General features: G+C 61.2%; 20 protein-coding genes. All 20 read left to right on the top strand.

The annotated features are described in order from the left end of the window. The first annotated feature begins 5 nt into the window (after positions 1-5). The 20 genes from aceF to E2F43_RS02520 all read left to right on the top strand — a co-directional run bounded on the left by aceF (position 6) and on the right by E2F43_RS02520 (position 22,082). On the top strand, positions 6-1,778 hold the full coding sequence (gene aceF / locus E2F43_RS02615; protein WP_133209308.1) for a dihydrolipoyllysine-residue acetyltransferase: 1,773 nt from the start codon (positions 6-8) through the stop codon (positions 1,776-1,778). Positions 1,779-1,859: 81 nt separating this feature from the next. Next, positions 1,860-2,756 (top strand): hypothetical protein, encoded by an 897-nt coding sequence (locus E2F43_RS02610; protein ID WP_133209307.1) that lies wholly within the window; start codon positions 1,860-1,862, stop codon positions 2,754-2,756. After that, positions 2,753-3,595, top strand: a complete 843-nt coding sequence (locus tag E2F43_RS02605) for an HAD-IIB family hydrolase (protein WP_238946711.1) — start codon at positions 2,753-2,755, stop codon at positions 3,593-3,595. Before E2F43_RS02610 ends, E2F43_RS02605 begins: the two co-directional genes overlap by 4 nt. A gap of 18 nt (positions 3,596-3,613) precedes the next feature. Then, positions 3,614-4,867 carry a glycosyltransferase family protein gene (locus E2F43_RS02600; RefSeq protein WP_133209306.1) on the top strand — a complete coding sequence of 418 codons (1,254 nt, stop codon included), beginning with the start codon at positions 3,614-3,616 and terminating at the stop codon, positions 4,865-4,867. After that, on the top strand, positions 4,848-6,620 hold the full coding sequence (locus E2F43_RS02595) for a sugar phosphorylase (protein ID WP_133209305.1): 1,773 nt from the start codon (positions 4,848-4,850) through the stop codon (positions 6,618-6,620). Before E2F43_RS02600 ends, E2F43_RS02595 begins: the two co-directional genes overlap by 20 nt. A 77-nt stretch (positions 6,621-6,697) precedes the next feature. After that, positions 6,698-7,888, top strand: a complete 1,191-nt coding sequence (fabV, locus tag E2F43_RS02590; protein WP_133209304.1) for an enoyl-ACP reductase FabV — start codon at positions 6,698-6,700, stop codon at positions 7,886-7,888. 63 nt (positions 7,889-7,951) lie between these two features. Next, entirely contained in the window at positions 7,952-8,788 is an 837-nt protein-coding gene (locus E2F43_RS02585; protein ID WP_165954161.1) for an MBL fold metallo-hydrolase, read from the top strand. 148 nt (positions 8,789-8,936) lie between these two features. Next, positions 8,937-10,523, top strand: a complete 1,587-nt coding sequence (locus E2F43_RS02580; RefSeq protein WP_133209303.1) for a FadD3 family acyl-CoA ligase — start codon at positions 8,937-8,939, stop codon at positions 10,521-10,523. Further along, entirely contained in the window at positions 10,520-11,014 is a 495-nt protein-coding gene (locus E2F43_RS02575) for an Lrp/AsnC family transcriptional regulator (protein ID WP_133209302.1), read from the top strand. The genes E2F43_RS02580 and E2F43_RS02575 overlap by 4 nt, the downstream gene beginning before the upstream one ends. Next, positions 11,004-11,468 carry an Lrp/AsnC family transcriptional regulator gene (locus tag E2F43_RS02570; protein ID WP_133209301.1) on the top strand — a complete coding sequence of 155 codons (465 nt, stop codon included), beginning with the start codon at positions 11,004-11,006 and terminating at the stop codon, positions 11,466-11,468. The genes E2F43_RS02575 and E2F43_RS02570 overlap by 11 nt, the downstream gene beginning before the upstream one ends. Before the next feature lie 15 nt (positions 11,469-11,483). After that, positions 11,484-12,359, top strand: coding sequence for a CoA transferase subunit A (locus E2F43_RS02565; RefSeq protein WP_133209300.1), 876 nt, complete (start codon positions 11,484-11,486; stop codon positions 12,357-12,359). 18 nt (positions 12,360-12,377) lie between these two features. After that, entirely contained in the window at positions 12,378-13,181 is an 804-nt protein-coding gene (locus E2F43_RS02560) for a CoA-transferase subunit beta (protein WP_133209299.1), read from the top strand. 14 nt (positions 13,182-13,195) lie between these two features. Further along, a complete protein-coding gene (locus tag E2F43_RS02555) occupies positions 13,196-14,260 on the top strand; it encodes an NAD(P)H-dependent flavin oxidoreductase (RefSeq protein ID WP_133209298.1) in 1,065 nt (354 codons plus the stop codon). Positions 14,261-14,279: 19 nt separating this feature from the next. Then, complete coding sequence (locus tag E2F43_RS02550; RefSeq protein ID WP_133209297.1) at positions 14,280-15,035, top strand: enoyl-CoA hydratase family protein; 756 nt, start codon at positions 14,280-14,282, stop codon at positions 15,033-15,035. Positions 15,036-15,127: 92 nt separating this feature from the next. Further along, positions 15,128-16,294 carry an acyl-CoA dehydrogenase gene (locus tag E2F43_RS02545; RefSeq protein ID WP_133209296.1) on the top strand — a complete coding sequence of 389 codons (1,167 nt, stop codon included), beginning with the start codon at positions 15,128-15,130 and terminating at the stop codon, positions 16,292-16,294. 146 nt (positions 16,295-16,440) lie between these two features. Beyond that, positions 16,441-17,487, top strand: coding sequence for an acyl-CoA dehydrogenase family protein (locus E2F43_RS02540; protein WP_133209295.1), 1,047 nt, complete (start codon positions 16,441-16,443; stop codon positions 17,485-17,487). Between the two features lie 17 nt (positions 17,488-17,504). Beyond that, a complete protein-coding gene (locus E2F43_RS02535; protein WP_133209294.1) occupies positions 17,505-18,653 on the top strand; it encodes an acetyl-CoA C-acetyltransferase in 1,149 nt (382 codons plus the stop codon). Between the two features lie 166 nt (positions 18,654-18,819). Next, the gene (locus E2F43_RS02530; protein ID WP_133209293.1) at positions 18,820-19,707 is read left to right on the top strand and encodes an SDR family oxidoreductase; all 888 of its coding nucleotides are present in this window, start codon (positions 18,820-18,822) and stop codon (positions 19,705-19,707) included. 3 nt (positions 19,708-19,710) lie between these two features. Beyond that, a complete protein-coding gene (locus E2F43_RS02525) occupies positions 19,711-20,883 on the top strand; it encodes an acyl-CoA dehydrogenase family protein (protein ID WP_133209292.1) in 1,173 nt (390 codons plus the stop codon). After that, positions 20,880-22,082 (top strand): acyl-CoA dehydrogenase family protein, encoded by a 1,203-nt coding sequence (locus E2F43_RS02520; RefSeq protein ID WP_133209291.1) that lies wholly within the window; start codon positions 20,880-20,882, stop codon positions 22,080-22,082. Before E2F43_RS02525 ends, E2F43_RS02520 begins: the two co-directional genes overlap by 4 nt. Positions 22,083-22,087: the final 5 nt, after the last annotated feature.

Below are 22,087 nucleotides of genomic sequence, written 5' to 3'. Positions count from 1 at the left end.
ACATCGTGGCTAAAGAAAAAGTAACAGTCCCGGATATCGGCGGCGCCGAAGGCGCGGAAGTGATCGAGCTGCTGGTTGCGGTGGGTGACGAGGTCAGCCTGGAGCAGGGCCTGATCGTGCTGGAGTCGGACAAGGCCTCCATGGAAATCCCGACGACCGTCGCCGGGAAGGTGGTAGAGATACTGGTGAGCGAGGGCGAGGAACTGGCGGAAGGTGCGCCGGTGGCGGTCATCGAGACTGCGGGCGACGGGGGTGAAGCATCGGCGCCAGAGGCCGATGCGGCGTCGGACGGGGGAGAGACCGCATCGTCAGAGGCGGAAGCAGAGTCAGGAGCAGAGGCAGAGACGGAAGCAGAGGCAGAGACGGAAGCAGAGGCAGAGACGGAAGCAGAGGCAGAGACGGAAGCAGAGGCAGCAGCAGAGTCAGAGACGGAAGCAGAAGCAGAGGCAGAGACAGAGCCCGAAGAAAAGACTGCTGACGAGTCGCAGGCGGGAGACGCCAGGGCCAGCACCCTGGTTAACGTCCCGGACATCGGTACCGACGAGGCGGTCGAATTGATCGAGATCGTGGTCAAGGTGGGCGACACCGTTGCCGAGGGTGATTCCCTGGTCGTGCTGGAGTCTGACAAGGCCTCCATGGAGGTGCCCGCTCCGCAGGAAGGCGAGATCACCGAGATTAAAGTCAGTGAGGGCGACAGCGTGCGCCAGGGCGATCCGCTGGTGGTCATGGCGACCGCAGCCCCGGCCCAGGCCGCCGAGGCTCCGTCGTCAAAGCGTGCCGAGGCTGAACCGGAAGCCAAAAAAGCAGCGCAGGCAGGATCACCACCCGAGGCTGGGAAAGCAACGCCAGATGCGCCTGCCCCCGATGATGAAGACAGCGGCAAGGTCTATGCCGGTCCTGCAGTGCGTAAACTGGCCCGGGAGTTCGGTATCAAGCTGGCGGAAGTTCCCGGCTCCGGGCCCCGTGGCCGCCTGGTGAAGGAGGACCTGCACAAGTTCGTCCAGGAGCGCCTGAGCAAGCCTGCCGGCAGCGGTGCCGGTGCCGGCCTTCCGGTGATCCCCGAGGTCGACTTCGGCGCCTTCGGTGACGTGGAGGTAACCGGGCGCAGCAAACTGGACAAGCTGACCGCGAGCAATATGCAGCGCAGCTGGCTCAATGTACCCCACGTTACCCAGAATGACCTGGCGGATATCACCGAACTGGAATCATTCCGGGCCAGCATGAAAGGTGAAGCAGAAAAGCGCGGAGTCAAGCTTACCCCGATGCCGTTTATTCTCAAGGCCTGTGCAGTGGCGTTGCGCGACAATCCCAAATTTTGCACCTCCCTGGCCGATGGGGGCGATTCGCTGGTGTACAAGAAGTACATCCACATCGGCATGGCGGTCGATACCCCTGTTGGTCTGCTGGTGCCGGTGATTCGCGATGTGGACAAGAAGAGTATCTGGGAGCTGGCCGAGGAAGTGTTGGACATGGCCGGCAAGGCCCGGGACCGCAAGCTCAGCCCGGCGCAAATGCAGGGTGGCTGCTTTACCATCTCGAGCCTGGGCAACATAGGCGGCACCGGGTTTACCCCTATCGTGAACGCACCTGAGGTGGGCATACTGGGGGTGTCTCGGGCAGATACGCAGCCGGTCTGGAATGGCCAGGAGTTCGTGCCGCGGAAAATGCTGCCCCTGTCACTGTCCTACGACCACCGGGTCATCAATGGGGGAGATGGCGGTCGCTTCCTCACCGGCCTGGTCTCCCTGCTGGGTGATATTCGCCAATTGCTGATGTAAGCACGGGCTCACCATTTTGGTGCCGTTTGGCATGGAATCTGCAGCGTGAGTGGTCTTGAGTGTTGTAAAAATGGGTCTCTTATGGGTGAGCAGCTGCCAGATTGGCAGAGCAAGGTGCTGAAAGACAATCAATTGTCTGCGCAGTACCTCGTCGGCGCACGGAAATGGTACAACCCTGTGGCCGATCTGTTGGCTGAGCACCAAAACAGTGCAGGCCGGGCGTTGCTGGTGGCGGTCAACGGCAGCCAGGGCTCAGGAAAGTCCACCCTCTGTGATTATCTCTGTGCGTACCTGGAAGCTGAACACCAGCTGTCATGCCTGGCGCTTTCCCTGGATGATTTTTACCTGACAGCTCCCCAGCGACGCCAGCTGGCGATCGATGTTCACCCCCTGTTTGCCACTCGCGGGGTGCCCGGTACCCATGATATGGGCCTGCTGTCCCGGACCCTCGACAGCCTGCTGGCGGGTGAAGCCACGCGGATCCCGCGCTTTGACAAGGCGATTGATGACCGGGTGCCGGAAGCAGACTGGGAGCAGGTTGAGGCCGGTGTACAGATTGTGCTGTTAGAGGGCTGGTGCCTTGGCGCAAGTTCCCAGCCCATTGACGCACTGGTAACACCGGTGAACAGCCTGGAGTCCCTCGAGGACGAAGACGGACGCTGGCGAAACTACGTGAATGCTGTGCTGAGCGAAAAATTCTCACCCCTGTACCAGCGAGTCGATGAGTGGCTGATGCTGCAGGCCCCTTCCTTTGACTGCGTGTTTCGCTGGCGACTGGAGCAGGAGCAGAAACTGGCGCGCCGGCGCCAGGGTGAAGGCCTGATGGATGAAGCCCAGATTGGCCGGTTTATCCAGCACTACCAGAGGCTCACCGAGCACTGCCTGCAATGCCTGCCCCCGCGGGTTAACCACTTGTTCCGCCTGGACGTAGACCGGACAGTGCAGAGCTATTCCCTGAACCCTGGAGTCCGGGTTTGAGCACGCAGACCATGGCACTGGTGTTTACTGACCTGGACGGGTCGCTGCTGGATCATGATGACTACAGCTTTGATGCCGCCCTGCCCGTGCTGGCGAAACTGGAGCGGGCAGGCATTCCCGTTATCGCGGTGACCAGTAAAACCCGGGTCGAGATCGAGCGCATTCGCGCCGAGCTGGATAATCGCCATCCGTTTGTGGTGGAAAATGGCGCGGCGATTTATATCCCCCGGGGCTACTTTGCCGAGCAGCCTGACGGCACGCGGGAACGGGATGATTACTGGGTCATGGAGTTCTCCCCGGATCGGCAGAAGTGGCTGGACATTCTCCAGTCGCTGGAGGCCGGGTTCTCCGGGGAGTTTGAGTACTTCCATCGGGCCCGGGTAGCGGGCATCGTTGAAATGACTGGCCTGGGTACTGCAGAGGCGGCGCTCGCCAACCAGCGCGAGTTCAGCGAGCCGGTCAAGTGGCTGGGTAGCGACGAGCGTAAGGCTGAGTTTGTTGGCTCCTTGCTGTCTCTGGGAGCCCACCCACTGCAGGGCGGGCGTTTTCTTACCCTGGCGGGCGACTGTGACAAGGGGCGGGCACTGGCCCGATTGCGGGAAATCTATGCCGCCCAATCGGGCAATGTCGTGATCCGTGACATCGCGATTGGCGACAGTCGCAACGATATTGCCATGTTGGAGGCGGCGGAAACCGCGCTGGTGATCAAATCGCCGGTACATGATTATCCGCCGCTGAAACGGGAGAACGGGGTGATCTACAGTGAGGGCTTCGGGCCTGTTGGCTGGGCTGAAGGTGTCGGCCAATGGCTTGGCGAGTCCACTTCCGTCGCTATTTAATATTGAGGAAAACCTGATATGGGCGATTTTCACCAGAACGGCATCATCACAACCCTGCATGACCTGTCCAGCCGGCCGCTGGAGGCAATGGAACAGGAGTTGCTGGAGTTCTCCCGGGAGCGACCACTGGGTTTGATCCTGCCCTCCCTGTACTCCGAGCTTGAGGGTGAGGCCCTGCCGGCAATCATCCAGGCCCTGAAGCCGGCGTCCTACCTGTCCGAGATTGTCATCGGACTGGATCGGGCGGATGAATCCCAGTATCGGGAAGCGTTGAAGTTCTTCGGTCAACTGCCGCAGCGGCACCGGGTGCTGTGGAATGAAGGACCACGTCTGCAGGCGCTGGACCAGCAACTACAGGATATGGACCTGGCGCCTCGCGAACTGGGCAAGGGGCGCAATGTCTGGTACTGCATGGGATACACGCTGGCGTCCAATCGCGCTGAGTCGGTGGCCCTGCACGACTGCGACATTGTCACCTATGATCGATCCATGCTGGCGCGGCTGATTTACCCGGTGGCCCATCCCCGCTTCAACTACGAGTTCTGCAAGGGTTATTACGCCCGGGTTGCCGACGGCAAAATCAACGGGCGGGTCAGCCGCCTGCTGGTTACGCCCCTGCTGCGGGCGCTGAAGATGAATCTGGGTAAAATGGAATACCTGGAATATATGGACAGCTTCCGTTACCCGCTGGCCGGGGAGTTTTCCTTCCGCCGCGATGTGCTCAACGATATACGCATTCCCAGTGACTGGGGTCTGGAGATCGGAGTGCTGTCCGAAATGTATCGCAATTATGCCAACAACCGGCTGTGCCAGGCCGATATCGCCGACGTCTACGATCACAAGCACCAGGACCTGTCGGCGGATAATGAGGCCGGCGGCCTGTCGAAAATGTCCATCGATATCTGCAAGGCCCTGTTCCGCAAGCTTGCCACCCGGGGGGTGACCTTCAACACCGAGAGCTTCCGCTCACTGAAGGCGACCTATTACCGCATTGCCCTGGACTTCGTTGAAACCTATCACAATGATGCGCTGATGAACGGCCTCAGCCTGGATATCCACAATGAAGAAAAAGCGGTGGAGTTGTTTGCGGAAAATATCATGAAGGCCGGGGAGGCATTCCTGGATCGTCCCATGGAGCGCCCGTTCATTCCCAGCTGGAGCCGGGTTATCAGCGCGATCCCCGATGTGCTCAAGCAATTGCGCGAAGCGGTAGAGGAAGACCACAGGGAATTTGGAATAGCAGGTGACGGAAATGCTGCAGCGAACTCCTGAAACGGGCCTGTTGTTAGACAAGGTCCTGCATCACGTCGAGGCTATCTACCACGATACCCCGACTGTCGTTGACTATGACACACTGGCGAAAGAGCTGCTGGATATCATGCGGCTCGACGAGCTTGCGCCGGCGCCGCCGCAGTATGTGAATCACTGGAGCCAGCGCGACGCAATCGTCATTACCTACGGCGACACCCTGCTGCGAGAGGGAGAAGTGCCGCTGGCCACCCTCAAAAGCTTCCTCGACGACTATAGCGATGGCCTCGTCACCGGGGTGCATATCCTGCCGTTCTACCCCTGGAGCTCTGATGACGGTTTTGCGGTGCTCGATTACTCCAGCGTCAACGAGTTCCTCGGCAGCTGGGAGGATATCTCCGCCATTGCCGGCGAATATGACCTGATGGCGGATCTGGTGATTAATCACTGCTCGGGTCGCAGTCTCTGGTTTGAAAACTTCCTCCAGGACAAGTCGCCCGGCAAAGGCTATTTCTACACGGCACTGCCGGACGCTGATATCAGTGCTGTAGTCAGGCCGCGAACCTCCGAGCTGCTGCGTGAGGTGGAAACCCCCGAGGGAACACGCTACGTCTGGTGTACCTTCAGCCACGACCAGGTTGACCTGGATTTCCGCAACCCGGAAGTGCTCAAGCAGATGGTGTCGATTGTTCGCCTGTACCTGGACAACGGGGTGCGGATATTCAGGCTCGACGCGGTGGCTTTCCTGTGGAAAATCCCCGGCACCACCTGCCTCAACCTGGAGGAAACCCACGAGGTGGTGCGCCTGTTCCGCACCCTGGTGGAATACGCCGTACCGGGCGCGCTGCTTATTACCGAGACCAATATCCCCAACCGCGAGAACCTGTCCTACTTCGGTAACGCCAACGAGGCCCATTGCGTCTACAACTTCTCCCTGCCGCCATTGCTGGTCAATACGCTGGTGACCGGCAACTGTCGTCATCTCAAGACCTGGATGATGAGCATGCCGCCGGCGCAGAACGGGACCGCCTATTTCAACTTCGTCGCCTCCCACGATGGTATTGGCTTGCGGCCCGCGGAGGGGCTGCTCAGCGACGAGGAACTGGAGGAACTGGTGACCACCATGCGCCGCTTTGGCGGTCATGTCTCCTTCCGGGCGCTGGAGGACGGCCAGAGCAAGCCCTATGAAATCAACATCTCGCTGTTCGACGCCCTGCAGGGAACCACTGCCGGCCCGGACAGCAGGGCCGTGGACCGGTTTATCTGCGCCCACGCCATCATGCTGGCCCTCGAGGGCATACCCGGTATTTACATCCACAGCCTGCTGGGCACGCGCAACGACTACCAGCGGGTGGAGCACAGCGGGCAATATCGATCCATTAATCGCCACCAGTGGGAGTACGACGTGCTCATCGAGGAGCTGGAGCGTGAAGATTCCTCGCACGCCCAGGTGTTCGCCCGCATCAAGGCGTTGCTGGCGGTGCGTCGCCAGCAGGCGGCTTTTCATCCCAATGCCACCCAGTTCACGTTGCACCTCGGCGATGCCCTGTTCGGGTTCTGGCGGCAGAGCATGGATCGTCGCCAGGGTATCTTCTGCATCAGCAATATCAGTCGTGAGCCTCTGCCCCTGTCACTGTCGGATATCAACCTGATCGGTACCCAGGAATGGGTGGACCTGATCGGCGGTGAGCACTATCACAGCCGTGAGGAGGTGATAGAGCTCGCACCCTACCAGACCGTGTGGATTACCAACGCCGCCGGCCACGATCTGCCCTGATCTGCGCTCAACCCTGTGCTAAACTGCGTCCGTTCCCATGAGGGACCTTTCCAAAGAATATCCAGGACCTACAGCCCATGATCATCAAGCCACGCGTGCGCGGATTCCTCTGTATTACAACTCATCCCACCGGCTGCGAGGCCAACGTAAAAAGACAGATCGACTACGTGAAGGGCAAGGGGCCTATTGAGGGCGGACCCAAACGAGTGCTGGTCATCGGCGCGTCTACAGGATACGGCCTGGCTTCGCGGATCAGCGCAGCCTTTGGTGCCGGAGCCGCGACGCTGGGGATATTCTTTGAAAAGGAAGGCACCGAGAAAAAGCCCGGCACTGCGGGCTGGTACAACTCGGCGGCCTTTCACAAGTTTGCCGAGGCCGAGGGCCTGTATGCCAAGAGCATCAATGGCGACGCCTTCTCCGATGAAATCAAGCAGAAAACGATAGAGACGATCAAGGCAGACCTGGGCCAGGTGGATCTGGTGGTCTACAGCCTGGCGGCGCCCCGGCGTCAGCACCCGGTAACCGGTGAAATCCACAACTCCACGCTCAAGCCCATCGGTAGCGACACCGTGCAGAAAGGGGTAAATACCGACAAGGAAGAGGTACAGGACTTCCATCTGGAACAGGCCACCCAGGAAGAAATCGACAATACCGTGGCGGTGATGGGTGGCGAGGACTGGCAAATGTGGATCGAGGCCCTGGACGAGGCGGGCGTGCTGGCGGACGGTGCCAAGACCACGGCCTACACCTACATCGGTGAAAAGCTGACCTGGGATATCTACTGGCACGGGACAATCGGCGCCGCCAAGAAGGACCTGGACAAGCGGGTGATAGATATTCGCGAGCGGCTGGCGGCCCATGGCGGTGACGCCCGCGTGTCGGTGCTCAAGGCCGTGGTCACCCAGGCCAGTGCCGCGATTCCCGCGATGCCCATTTACCTGGCCCTGTTGTTCAAGGTGATGAAGGAACGCGGTGTGCACGAGGGCTGTATCGAACAGGTGGACGGCCTGTTCCGCGATTCTCTTTATGGCCAGGATCCGTATCTGGATGAAGAGGGACGGCTGCGGGCCGATCGCAAGGAACTGGACCCGGAAGTGCAGGCGGCGGTTGCCGCACTCTGGGAGGACATCAATACCGATACCCTGCGGCAGCTGTCGGATTTCGAAGGTTACAAACGCGAGTTCCTGCAGCTGTTCGGCTTTGAAGTAGAGGGGGTGGACTACGAGGCTGACGTCTCTCCTGTGGCCCCCATCGCCAACCTGGTCTAGGGTACCTCCGGAAGATGGCAAGGCACTCAGGCTCGCAGGCATTTCCGCAATCAGGGCGCGCCCATGCTTGACCACGGCGTACCCTTCCGGCTCAACCCCCGGGTACGGCGCCTGGTGGCCCCGAACCCGGGGGTGATGACTGGCGCTGGGACCAATACCTACCTGCTGGGGGATGACCAGGTGGCAGTGCTGGATCCGGGGCCTGCCATCCCCTCGCATATCGACGCGATTCTTGCGGCCGGCGCTGGCAGGATCAAGTGGATTGTCTGCACCCACACCCACCCCGATCACTCGCCTGCCTGGCAGGCGGTGCACGAGGCTACCGGTGCCGAGGTGATCGGAGCCCTGCCCGCTGATGACATGTTTCAGGATGACACCTTCAGTCCTTCCTGGCAGCTGTCCCATGACGACGTACTGACCACCGATGAGTTCACGCTCAGGGCGGTGCATACGCCGGGGCACGTGAGCAATCATTTCTGCTTTTTGCTGGAAGAGGAGCGGATGCTGTTCGCCGGCGATCACATCATGAATGGCTCCACGGTGGTGATCGTGCCACCCAGCGGCGATATGAAAGCCTACATCGAGTCCCTGCAATTGCTGTTGCGTTATGACCTGCATCTGATTGCTCCCGGGCACGGCGAAGTGATGGAAGACTCGCGGTCAGTGGTGCAGTGGCTGGTCAATCACCGCCTGCAGCGGGAGGCCAAGGTGATCCGCGGGCTGCGACACACCGGCAGGGCGAATCTGGATCAACTGGTGGAAGTGGTTTACGACGACGTGGATCCCGGTCTGCACACCATGGCCAAATTGTCCATGAGTGCCCACCTGATCAAACTGCAGCAGGAAAACCGGGCACTGCAGCACAGCGAGGACGGCACCTGGGAGCTGATCGAAATTTAGTGATGCCTTCTGCGTATAAAGAGTGCTTTTAATATAATAAATAACGCTATTCGTAAAATATTGAACCAATAATTACGAATTTAACTTGTTTGGGCGGAATCAGAGGACTACTATGGTGCTCCTGTATTACTGAGCTCCCGTCGCAAGCATGCCCGCAACCACCTACCAGCCAAGAACGTTACCGCAACTGATTGCCCAGTCAGCCGCAGCGCACGCTGAGCGACCGGCCATCAGCGACGGTGAGGTGCGCCTGAGCTACCGCCAGCTTGACGCGATGCGTGTCAAAGCGGCCCGTGCTTTTCTGGCGGCGGGCCTGCGCCCCGGTGAACGTATAGCGATCTGGGCCCCCAATATCTACCAGTGGATTATTGCCGCGATCGGCGCCCAGAGCGTCGGTGGCGTGCTGGTGCCGCTGAATACCCGAATGAAGGGTCACGAGGCAGCCTACATACTCCGCGCCAGCGGGGCCCGCATCCTGTTGACGGTTGCTGACTTTCTGGGGGTGCAATATCCCTCCCTGCTCGACGGGGAGGCGCTGCCTGCCCTGGAGCGGCGGGTTCTGCTGGAGGGCGCCGCCGCCGGCTGTCAGCCCTGGGAATCGTTCCTGGCCGCGGGTGCCGATATCGACGAGGCGGCTGTGGCTGAGCGAGCTGCCGTGATAACCCCGGATGATCCGCTGGATATCCTGTTCACCTCGGGTACCACCGGCCATCCCAAGGGTGTGGTGACCTGTCATGGGCAGAATATCCGCACCTTTGAGAACTGGAGTGCCACCGTCGGCTTGCGGGCGGAGGACAACTACCTGGTGATCAATCCGTTCTTTCACTCCTTTGGCTACAAGGCGGGCTGGCTGGCCTGCATGATTCGCGGGGCCCATATCCTGCCGGTGCGAAGTTTTGACCTGGACGCGGTGATGGAGCAGATACAGCGCGACAGGGTGTCGATGATCCCCGGTCCCCCCACCATCTATCAGTCGATGCTGGCCCATCCGCGACGGGGTGACTATGACCTCTCCAGCCTGCGCCTGGCAGTGACTGGCGCTGCGCCGGTGCCGGTGTCGCTGGTGGAGCAGATGCGGGAGGAGCTCGGGTTCGAAGTGGTGGTAACCGCCTACGGCCTGACCGAATCCTGCGGCGTGGTATCGATCTGCCGGCCGGACGATAGCGCCGAGCGTATCTCCCACAGTTCCGGCCGGGCCATGGACGGGGTCGAGGTAAAGCTGGTCGATAGCGATGGTGCATCGGTCCCTCCCGGCACTGAAGGCGAAATCTGGTTCCGCGGCTTTAACGTGATGCGCGAATACCTGGACAATCCGGAGGAGACGGCCAGGACCATTACCGCGGATGGCTGGCTGAAAACCGGCGATGTGGGGGTGATGGATGCCGACGGCTATATCCGTATCACTGACAGGATAAAAGACATGTTCATCGTCGGCGGCTTCAATACCTACCCGGCGGAGATTGAAAACATGTTGTCCGGCATGCCCGGCGTTGCGCGCGCAGCGGTTATCGGTGTTCCCGACGAGCGCCTGGGTGAGGTCGCCCGCGCCTACATTGTGCCGACGGCCGGCGCGACGCTGGACGAGGAGCAGGTCATCGCCTGGTCGCGGGACAATATGGCCAATTACAAGGTGCCCCGCAGCGTGCGATTTGTCGATGAATTACCAATGAATGCCGGTGGCAAGGTACTGAAAAACCAGCTGCGCGAGCTGGCGGCGAGCGAGAGCGGGCAATGAATAACCTGGCAGCGAGTGCTGGCACCCGGCCGATCGACCTCGATGATACCGACCATGGGATTATCGCCCTGCTGCGTGCCGATGGCCGGATGCCCTACCGCGCCATTGCCCGTGAGCTGGGGATTACCGAGGCGACGGTGCGGGCACGAGTCAGGCGGCTGGAAGAGTCCAATACCATGCGCGTCGTTGCGGTCACCGATATCGAGGCGGCGGGCTACGGCATGCTGCTGGCCATTGGTGTGCAGGTGGAAAACCGCGATCCGGAGGCTGTGGCTACAGATCTTGCGGCTATCGCCGAAGTGTTTTCAGTTAACGTCGTGGTTGGCAGCCACGATATTGAGATTTTAGTGGTCACCGAGGATGCCGGCAGTCTCAGCGAATTGTTGATGGCCACGCTGGGCTCGGTCCCGGGTGTGCGTCGATTGACGCCGGCGCTGGCCATGGATGTGTTGAAAAACCAACCGGACTGGGTGCCTTTCCATGATGCGTGAGCTGGACAAACTTGATCGGGCCATCGTGGAGAGTCTGTCACCGGATGCGCGGGTCAGTAACCGGCAGATCGCCGAGAGCCTCGGGGTCTCCGAGGGCACAGTGCGCGCTCGTATCAAACGCATGGAAGAGCAGAAGCAGTTGCGGATTACGGCAGTGACCAATATCGACCGCTTTGTCGATGCCACCCTGGCCTACATCTGGATCGAGGTAGAGCGCAGTGACCAGACCCGGGATGTCGCCCGGACCCTGGCAGCGGTGTCGGAACTGGGCTTTGTCGGCGTCATGCTCGGCCGTTCCGACATACTCGCCATCACCATGGTCAAGAATACCGAGCACCTGGCCAGTTTCGTGCGCCAACATATCAGCAGTGTTCCCGGTGTGCGACGCACCGAGAGCAGCCTGGGGGTTAATTTTTTGAAGCATGACTATCGCATGGCGCGGATAGTCAGTTGAGATAAGGAAAGACAGATGAACAAGCAAATGACCGCCAGGGATGTGGTTGCCGGATTAACCGACGGGATGACTATCGGGATCGGCGGCTGGGGCCCCCGGCGCAAGCCCATGGCCCTGGTGCGCGAGATCCTTCGTTCCGACCTCAAGGATCTCACGCTGGTCTCCTACGGTGGCGCCGATGTGGGCATGCTGTGTGCCGCGGGCAAGGTCAAAAAAGTGGTGTTCGCCTTCGTCTCACTGGATTTTATTCCGCTGGAGCCCTATTTCCGCCAGGCCCGCCAGTCCGGCTCCATCGAGGTCATGGAGATCGACGAAGGCATGATGTTGCTGGGTCTGCGAGCCGCTGCCTGGGGGTTGCCATTCATACCCACGGAAGTTGGCCTCGGTACCGACATCATCAGCAAGAACCCGGATATCAAGGTGATCGACAGTCCCTATGACGACAAGGAGTGGGTGGCCATGCCCGCCCTGAGGCTGGACGTGTCGTTAATTCACGCCGATCGCGCCGACCGTCGCGGGGTTTGCCAGATCGCAGGCCCGGATCATTACATGGATGACTGGTTCGCCCGGGCGGCACGGGAGACCTATGTCTCCTGTGACGAGTTGGTGGACACTGACTATTTTCACGACCCGGCGCAGGCACGCATGGTGCACTGGGAGCGCTCCCAGACCACCGGCGTGATTCCCATCGCCGGTGGCGCCCACCCTAGCTCCTGTGCTCCGCTCTACGGCTTCGATGTGGCTCACTTCAAGGCATATGCAGCCTCGGCAAAAGATGAGGCCGGGTTCCAGGGCTACCTGGACAGGTACCTCGGGGACTCGGAGGAGGCCTACCAGCAAAGCGTTGGCGGGCTCGATGCCATCCGCGCGATCGAGCTGCCCACTTACTAACGGCGAAGGAGAGAGACAATGACAGCAGCAACCGAATACAGCCTCGCCGAACTTTGCATAGTAGCGGCGAGCAGGGCTTTTGAGTCGGATGGCGAGGTGCTTGCCACCGGCATCGGCGTGATTCCGCGCCTTGCCGCCAGCCTCGCCATGAAGACCACCAACCCGGACCTGATGATGACGGATTCAGAGGCCTGGATGCTGAGTGAGCCCAATCCGCTGGGCAAGCGGCCCGCCGACTTCATCCCTGCCACGGAGTCCTGGATGGGTTTCTCCCGTATTTTTGACAATGTCTGGAGTGGCAGGCGTCACGCGATGCTCGGCCCCACCCAGATCGACAGGTACGGCCAGACCAACACGTCCGCCCTGGGCGGCAGCTACGAGGCGCCCAAGGTGATGATGCTGGGTGCCCGGGGCTTTCCGGGTAACTCCATCTCTCACCCCAACAGCTTTTTTGTGCCCAGCCACAATACCCGGGTGTTCATGGAAGGGGAGTGCGACTTTGTCTCCTCTGTGGGCTACAACCCGGAACGACTGCCGAGGGGCCACAGCCTGGACGACATCGATATCCGCCTGGTGGTCACCGACCTGTGTGTCATGGACTTCGGTGGACCCGATCACCAGATCCGCCTGGTCTCGCTGCATCCGGGGGTGACGGTGGAGCAGGTCCAGGAAAATACCGGTTATCCGGTCCATGTGCCGGCGGATGTGCCGCAAACATCGGCCCCGACGCAGGAACAGCTGGGTATTATTGCCGCGCTCGACCCCCACAATCAGCGCGCAGTGCAGATCAAGGACAACCCGCCCGGGGTGCGCACGGCCTGAGCCGGAGACAGACTATGCTGGAAACGCGCCTGACAGAGTTGCTGGGATGCCGCTACCCGATCGTCCAGACCGCCATGGGATGGGTTGCCGACCCTAACCTGGTCGCCGGTAGCTGCAACGCCGGAGGATTCGGTTTCCTTGCCGGCGCAACGATTCCGCCGGAGGAGATGGAGGGCGATATTCTCCGGGTCAAGGAACTGACCGACCAGCCCTTTGGTGTCAACTTCCACATGTACCAGCCCAACGCGGCGGACATCGTTGATATGGTGATCCGCCACGGCGTGCGGGCAGTCAGTTACTCACGTTCTCCCGGCCCCGAATTTATCCGCAAGCTGAAAGATGCGGGAGTGGTCTGCATGCCCACGGTCGGTCTGCCCAAGCACGCGATCAAGGCGGTGGAACTGGGTGCCGACGTGGTCACCGTGCAGGGTGGGGAAGGGGGTGGTCACACCGGCTCGGTGCCGACCACGTTACTCATCCCCCAGGTCATCGACGCGGTCGGGGACAAGGTGCCGGTGGTCGCTGCCGGCGGTTTCAAGGATGGCCGCGGGCTTACCGCCGCGTTGGCCTGGGGTGCCGACGGGATTGCCATGGGCACCCGTTTCCTGATGACCGAGGAGAGCCCGGTGCCGCGGGAAACCCTGCAGCGTTACATCGACTGCAGGAATCCCGGCGAGATTATTGTTTCGACGGCGATGGATGGCCTGCCCCAGCGCATGATCATGAACGAGTTGCTCGCCGAGCTGGAAAAGGCGGGGAAACTCCGCAAATTGCTGATCGCCCTGCGCAATGGCCTGGCCTTTCGCAAATACACCGGGGCTACGCTGCCATCCCTGCTCAGGTCGGCCCTGGCCATGAGCAAGGACGACGACGTCACTGCGGCCCAGGCCATCATGTCCGCCAATGCGCCGATGATCATCCAGAAGGCCATGGTTGAGGGGCGGCCGGCGGATGGTGTGTTGCCCTCAGGGCAGGTGGCCGGCGTCATCGATGAGCTGCTCAGCTGCGAACAACTCATTCAATCCATTGTGGCCGAGGCTGAGTCTCGCCTTCGCCAACTGGCCGCCCGTGCCGGCTGAACGCAACCAGGAGTCCACCATGTCCAGGCCTTTCAACACCACAGTCGCAAACGGCATCGCCGAGATGATACTCGACCATCCACCGGTGAACGCCTTCGACAGCGCCGGCTGGTTCGCCATCGCCGAGGAGATAGACACCCTGGGTGTCAACGACGATGTCCGGGTCATTATTATCGCCGCCGCCGGTAAGGGGTTCTGTGCTGGCGTCGATATCAAGGAGCTGGCAGCCGACGGCAGCAAGATCGTCGATGTCAACAAGGGCAATTACGAAACCTTCCGCGCGATACACCGCAGCCCGAAGCCGGTCATCGTTGCCCTGCACAGTTTTGTCCTGGGCGGTGGCATCGGTATGGCCGGGGCCGCCGACATCATTATCTGCTCCGATTGTGCCCGCTTTGGTGTGCCGGAAATAGACCGCGGCGCCATGGGTGGCGGTGCCCACCTGCAGCGCATGTTCCCGGTGCAGAAGGTGCGTTACATGTACTTTACCGGCGAGTTTATCGATGCCCAGGAAGCCTATCGGCTGGGTGCGGTCGAGCGGGTGGTGCCAAAGGAAGCGCTGTTGCCTGCGGCCCGCGAGATTGCCGGCAAGATCGCCGGGAAGTCACCCGCCATGGTCAAACTGGCGAAAGAGGCCCTGACGGGTATCGAGGACGGCAACCTCGAGGACAAGTATCGCTGGGAACAGGGTTTCACCCTGGAGGCCTACACCATGGGCGACTCCCAGGAGTCCCGCGATGCCTTCGTGGAAAAACGCGACGCGAAGTTTGAATGATGTCCGTCATCCGTCATCCGTCGAACCCGTCATCCCCGCGCAGGCGGGGATCCAGTGACTTTGAACAGGTCTGAAAAGTCGAAAGGATCCCAATGAATCTAGAATACACAGACAAGCAAAACGCCTTCCGCGAGCAAGTGCGCAGCTGGCTGGCCGCCAACGTGCCGGCCGAACCGCTGCAGAGTTTCGATACCGCCGAGGGTTTTGCCCAGCACCGGCAGTGGGAGGCCACCCTTAACGAAGGTCGCTGGGGAATGGTGACCTGGCCAGAGGAACTCGGTGGACGCGGCTGCGACCTGATCGAGTGGCTGATATTTGAGGAGGAGTACTACCGGGCGCGCGCTCCCCTGCGGGTAAACCAGAACGGTATCTTCCTGCTGGGTCCCACCCTCATGGAGTATGGGACGGAAGAACAGAAGGCCCGCATTCTGCCGAAGATGGCCAACGGGGAAGAGGTCTGGGCCCAGGGCTGGTCGGAACCCAATGCCGGTTCCGATATGGCGGCCATTCGCTCTACCGCAAGGCTGGAAGGAGACAAGTACATTATCAATGGCCAGAAGACCTGGTCCACCCGCGCGGTCTGGGCGGACTGGTGCTTCGGCATGTTCCGCACCGATCCGGACTCGGAGCGGCACCGTGGCCTGACCTTTATCCTGGTGCCGCTGGACTCCCCCGGCATTACCGTGCGACCTATTCCGCAACTGGACGGGCTGCCCGGCTTCGCAGAAATATTTTTCGATAACGTCGAGGTCGCGGTGGAAAACAGGCTCGGCGATGAGGGGGCGGGCTGGAGCGTGGCCATGGCCACCGCCGGTTTCGAGCGCGGCCTGATGTTGCGCTCGCCGGCGCGCTTCCAGGAAACCGCCCGCCGACTGGTTGAACTCTATCGCGACAATCGCGCCTCCGCTGATCGCGATCCGGCGGTGAAAGACGCGGTGATCCGGTCCTACCTGGACGCCGAAAGCTACTGTCTCACCACCTACCAGACGGCTTGCCGTTTGAACAAGGGGGGCAAGATCGGCGCTGAGTCGTCCACCAACAAGATCTTCTGGTCGGAGCTAGACCAGAGTATGCACGCCACTGCCATGAGTATCCTCGGCGCCCGGGCAGAGCTGCTGCCCCACGCTCCGGATGCCAAAGGGGTGGGTAACTGGCTGGATGGCTGGCTGTTCTCGCAGTCCGGGCCAATCTATGCCGGTACCAACGAGGTGCAGCGCAACATCATAGCCGAGCGCATGCTCGGCATGCCGCGGCGCTAACCAGCATGTTTGTAGTCAGCCAGCTCTTCGTCAGTTCCCTGCTCGGCCGGTCACGTATGTTCTTATACGCTCCCTCCCTGCGCGGGGTGCTTCCTCGATCAGCGCACATGCAGCCATCGTGGCAAAAACAGGAGAACGACTGAGCCATGGATTTTACCTTTACTGAAGACCAGTTGCTGTTCCAGGAGTCCGTGCGTGACTTTCTGGTGAATGAAGTGACCCCCGAGCGCATTCGCAGGTGCTGGGAATCGGGGACCGGCCGCGATCCCGAACTGTGGGGACAACTGGCGGAGTTGGGGCTCACCGGCATGACCGTGCCGGAAGCGTTCGGTGGCCTTGGCATGAGCGAAGTCGATTTTGTGCTGTTGGCACAGGAATGCGGTTACGTGGCCTTGCCCGAGCCGCTGGTGCACACGGTGCTGGTGGCTGTTCCCATGCTGGCAGAACTGGGGGGCGCACTGGCCGCCGAATGGTTGCCTAAAATCGCCAGCGGCGAGGCTCTGGTGGTGGTTGGATTAGAGGAAAACCAGCTGGTAGAGGATGCCCATGTGGCTGACCTGTTGTTGTTACAGCAGGGCGACAGCCTGTTCGCCGCCAGCCGGGACCAGGTTGACCTGCGTTATAACGAATCTGTGGACCCGTCCCGGAAACTGTATGCAGTGACCGTTAGCAGTGGTGCTACCGAGGTGGCCCGGGCCGCCGATGCGCAGGCGCTGATCGCCAGAGCACTGAACCGGGGCGCGCTGGGGTCTGCGGCACAGGCCCTGGGCCTGGCCCAGCGGATGGTGGAGATATCCGTGCAATACACCAGTGAGCGCCAGCAGTTCGGCCAGGCGATTGGCGCTTTCCAGGCGGTCAAACACCATATGGCCAATGTGGCCGTACGGCTGGAATATGCCAAAGCCCCGGTTTACCGGGCAGCCTATGAACTGGCTGTCAGTGGAGAGCGCTCTGGCCGGGCGGTGTCCCATGCCAAACTGGTGGCCTGCGAGGCGGCCAATCTCGCGGCCAAAAACTGTATCCAGGTCCACGGCGCCATGGGTTACACCTGGGAAGTCGACCTGCACATATTCATGAAAAAGGCCTGGGCCCTGGCTAACACCTGGGGTGATGCCGGCTTTCACAAGAGCCGGGTGGCCGACGACATTTTCGCTGACAACGCGGCACTCGGTGCCGGTGCAACTTTTGCCTGAATAAGAGGAATGCAACCATGGCAGACGCCTATATCGTAGACGCAGTACGCTCACCCACCGGACGCCGCAAGGGCAGCCTGGCCCATGTTCACGGCGCCGACCTGGGTGCCCACGTGATCAAGACCCTGGTGGATCGCAATCCCATACCCGACAACGAATACGACGATGTGATCTTCGGCTGTCTTGATACCATCGGTCCGCTGGCGGGCGATATAGCCCGCACCTGCTGGCTGGCGGCCGGCCTGTCTGACGAAGTTCCCGGCACCACGATCGACCGCCAGTGCGGTTCTTCCCAGCAGTCAGTGCACTTTGCCGCGCAAGCGGTCATGGCCGGCGTTAATGACGTGGTGATCGCCGGTGGTGTACAGACCATGACCCAGATACCGATCTCGGCCGCCATGACTGCCGCCGAACCGCTGGGATTCTCTGATCCCTTCAGCGGTTCCCAGGGCTGGGTGGCGCGCTACGGCGCCACTCCACCGACCCAGTTCCGCTCCGCACAGATGATTGCAGACAAGTGGGGATTCAGCCGCGAAGACCTGGAGAAATTTGCCCTGGAGTCGCACACGCGCGCCCTGAGGGCGATAGCAGAGGGACGCTTCGATCGCGAAGTGGCGCCGCTCGAGGGACTGGAGATGGACGAAACCGCCCGTCAAACCTCGCTGGAGAAAATGGCTGAACTGGACTTCCTGTTCGGTTGTGACAAGGTCACCGCCGCCGTCTCGAGCCAGACCAGCGACGGTTCCTCCGCCATGCTGATTGTGTCCGAAGACGCGCTCAAGCGCTATGGCCTGACGCCTCGCGCGCGTATCGCCCACATGAGCGTGCGGGCTGAAGATCCGATCTGGATGCTGACCGCGCCGATTCCCGCCACCGAATACGCACTCAAGCGGGCCGGCATGAGCCTGGACGATATCGATCTGGTGGAAATTAACGAAGCTTTCGCATCCGTTCCCATGGCCTGGCTCAAGGAAACCGGCTACGACCACGCGAAAACCAATGTCAACGGCGGGGCGATTGCGCTGGGCCATCCGCTGGGTGCCACCGGCACCAAACTGATGACCACCTTGCTGCACGAACTGGAAAGGAGCGGAGGACGGTACGGTCTGCAGACCATGTGTGAAGGCGGCGGCCAGGCGAACGTGACAATCATAGAACGGCTCTGAGAGTAATGAATTGAACTGAGCCGCGGGGGGCGAACCAAGGATGCTGGACCGTCTGTGGCATGGATGCCACAGCCGAGCCTACATGGATGTATTCACGGCGTGTCCAGAAGCCTTGGTTCGCCATCCGAGGCGGCCCCTTAGAGCCGAAGATTAAAGAGGAAATACCATGACAGGAATACTGGAAGGGCGGGTCGCAATTGTCACCGGCGCTGGCGGTGGCCTCGGGGCCGCCCACGCGCGGGTGTTCGCTGCCGAGGGTTGTGCGGTGGTCGTCAACGACATCAACACCAAAGCTGCCCAGGCGGTGGTTGACGAGATTACGGCCGCCGGTGGCAAGGCGGTGGTGAACAGCTCCGACATTACCAACTACGACGACAGCCTTAACGCGGTCAAACAGGCCATCGACAGCTTCGGTGATTTGCACATCGTCCTCAATAACGCGGGGATCAATCGCGACCGGATGTTTGCCTCCATGACCGAGGCCGAGTGGGACGCGATCATGTCAGTGCACCTGAAGGGTCACTTCTGCATCAGTTCCCACGCCGTGCACTATTGGCGCGGCCAGGCGAAGGAAGGCAAGGCGGTGGATGCGCGCATCATCAACACCACCTCGGGCGCGGGCCTGCAGGGTTCCATCGGCCAGTCAAACTATGCCGCCGCCAAGGCGGGCATTGCCGCGTTAACGCTGAACCAGGCGGCCGAGTTGGCCCGTTACGGCATAACCGCTAACGCGGTGGCGCCTTCGGCCCGGACCGGAATGACCACCGCCGTGCCGGAAATGGCCGAGCGGATGAAGAAGCCCGAGGACGGCGGCTTCGACCATTTCGCGCCGGAGAATGTGTCCAATCTGCTGGCCTGGCTGGCCAGCCCGGAGGCGGCGCATGTCAGCGGCCGGGTGTTTGAGGCGGAAGGCGGGCGGATTTGTATTTGCGACGGCTGGCGCACCACCGACGGGGTTGATCGTGGCGCCGCCTGGGCGCCGGCGGAAATCGGCGAGGCCATGGCCGTACTGCTGGAAAAAGAGGTTCCGGCGCAGAAGGTCTGGGGTACCTGAGACATGGACTTTGCCTTTACCGAAGAGCAGGAAATGATCCGCGATACGGCGGCGGCGTTCCTGGCGGAGGTCTCCAGCAGTGAGGCGGTGCGTCGTGCGATGGCGACCGAGTCGGGCTATGACAGCGCCCTGTGGCGGCGGATCTGCGACGAGATGTACTGGCAGGCAATCCATATTCCGGAGGCCTACGGCGGCCTGGGTCTGGGCTATGTTGAACTGGTTGCCATGATGGAACAGATGGGGCGCTACCTGCTGTGTTCACCGTATTTCTCCACGGTCTGTCTGGCGACCAATGCCCTGCTGGTGGCGGGGAATGAAGATCAGAAGACCCGCTGGCTGGGCGAACTTGGCGCCGGTCAAGTCACCGCCACGCTGGCGTTCAATGGCGGCAGCCGCTCCTGGGCCGCAGACAGCATTACCGCCAGCTTCCGCCGTGAGGGCGATGAATTCGTACTCAACGGCGACTATCGTTATGTGATCGACGGACATACCGCGGGACTGCTGGTTGTTGCTGCCCGCGAGGAAGGTAGCAGTGGCGAGCAGGGCATCAGCCTGTTCCTGGTGCCCGCACAAACCGCCGGCGTGAGGCGCCGGTGGTTGCCCACTCTGGACCAGGCGCGAAAACAGGCGGCGGTGACCCTTGATAATGTTCGACTGGATGGCACCAGCCTGATGGGAGCGTGTGGCCAGGCCTGGCCGGCGTTGGGCAAGGTGCTTGACCTGGCGGCGATTGCCCTGGCCGCGGAACAGGTGGGGGGCTGCCAGCAGCTACTGGACATGACGGTGGAATACACCACTGAACGGGTCCAGTTCAATCGTCCCATCGCCAGTTTTCAGGCAGTCAAGCACAAGGCTGCGGATATGATGTTGAAAACCGAGGTGGCCCGCTCGGCCGTTTATTACGCTGCCTGTGTCGCCGATGAGGCACTGCGGGGCGGTGAACTGGGCGCAGAATTGCCGGAGGCCGCCAGCGTGGCCAAATCCTATTGCTCCGACGCTTACTTTGCGGTGGCGGGAGAGGCCCTGCAGTTGTTTGGCGGCGTGGGCTTCACCTGGGAATACGACGTTCACCTCTACTTCAAGCGGGCCAAGTCGTCGGAGCACTTGTTGGGCGATGGATCCTCGCATCGGGAGCGGCTCGCCGTAACGCTGCTGGACCAGGGGAGGTCATCATGAAATTGAGTTTCAGCGCAGAGGACGAGCAGTTCCGGGCCGAGGTTGCGGGGTGGCTGCAGGATAACCTCAAGGGCGAGTTTGCCAGGCTCAGGTACCGGGGTGGCCCCGGTGATGAGCATACCTACCCGGAGGAACGGAAGGTCTGGGAGCAGAAGCTCGCCGAGGGTGGCTGGACCTGCGTGGGGTGGCCGAAAGAGTATGGCGGTAAAGGCTGCTCTATCGAGCAGCAGGTGATCTTCTTCGAAGAGTATGCCCGTGCCGGCGCACCGGGACGGGTAGGGCACATCGGCGAAGGCCTGGCGGGGCCGACCATTATCGCTTTCGGCACCGAGGCCCAGAAGCAGAAATACCTGCCCGGGATCGTCGCCGGCACCGAACTGTGGTGTCAGGGATACTCCGAGCCCGGAGCCGGCTCCGACCTGGCCAACGTCAAAACCAAGGCGCGTTTTGATGAGGTGAGGGGTAAATGGGTGCTCAACGGCCAGAAAGTCTGGACCTCGCTGGCGCACGAATCCGACTATTGCTTTGTTATCGCCCGCACCGACCCGGAGTCTGTCGCCCACAGGGGCCTGGGTTTCTTCCTGGTGAAGATGGACCAGCCCGGGATTGAAATCAGGCCGATTGAGCAGATCACCGGCACCTCGGAGTTCAACGAGGTGTTTTTCGATGACGCGGAATGTGATGCCGGGGATATCGTCGGTGCGCCGGGCGATGGCTGGAAAGTCGCCATGGGTCTGCTGGGATTTGAACGCGGTGTCTCCACCCTGGGGCAGCAGATGCAGTTCCAGAACGAGTTGGACGACATCGTGGCACTGGCCCGGGAAAATGGCGCGGCCGATATTTCCGACATCCGCCAGCGCATAGCGCGCGCCCATGCCGAGTTGAAAATCATGCGCTACAACGCCATGCGTATGCTCTCCGGCCACAGTGTGAGCGACGGCTCGTTGCAGAAGGAAGCCCTGATTTACAAGTTGTTCTGGGCCAGTTGGCATCGCAGTCTCGGCGAGCTCGCCATGGACGTGATGGGCCCCGAGTGTGAGATTCTCGAGGGTGCGCCCTACGAATTGAGCCGCCTGCAGGCGATGTACCTGTTCGTTCGCTCCGACACGATTTACGGCGGCACCAACCAGATTCAGCGCAACATTATTGCCGAGCGCGGCCTGGGCATGCCCAAGGAACCGCGCCCGGCGCTCAAGTAGAGGTA

The sequence above is a fragment of the Seongchinamella unica genome (assembly GCF_004354085.1).
GTDB lineage: Bacteria > Pseudomonadota > Gammaproteobacteria > Pseudomonadales > Halieaceae > Halioglobus > Halioglobus unicus.
The sequence above is the reverse complement of the archived record's forward strand: the minus strand, read 5'-3'. Positions and strand labels throughout refer to the sequence as shown.